Annotated in this window: 1 protein-coding gene; it reads left to right on the forward strand. The window is 50.5% G+C overall.

What is annotated here, in order from left to right; translation table 11 throughout:
- Positions 1-303, forward strand: a 303-nt coding sequence (locus ACTHSP_RS22065; protein ID WP_440347017.1) for a 2,3-bisphosphoglycerate-dependent phosphoglycerate mutase, incomplete at its 5' end; no start/stop codon positions are given.
- Positions 304-432: the final 129 nt, after the last annotated feature.

Below are 432 nucleotides of genomic sequence, written 5' to 3' on the forward strand. Positions count from 1 at the left end.
CCTCACTCCGCCCACAACGACCGCCGCTATGCCAACCTGCCTAGCGATGTCGTACCTGATGGCGAAAACCTCAAAGTTACCCTCGAGCGCGTCCTGCCTTTCTGGGAAGACCAAATCGCTCCGGCCATCTTGAGCGGCAAACGTGTATTGGTTGCGGCACACGGTAACTCCCTGCGTGCTTTGGCCAAACACATCGAGGGCATTTCCGACGAAGACATCATGGGCTTGGAAATCCCAACCGGTCAGCCGCTGGTGTACAAATTGGATGAAAACCTGAAAGTAATTGAAAAATTCTACCTGTAAGGTAAAGGGAAAAAAGGACGTGTTGGACACGTCCTTTTTTATATTTGTCTGTTTTGAGGCCGTCTGAAGGCAGTTGATGGCGGGCGACATGAAAAAAGGACGCGTAAAGCGTCCTTTATGGAGATTAAA

It is taken from the genome of Neisseria sp. P0001.S005 (assembly GCF_051963715.1).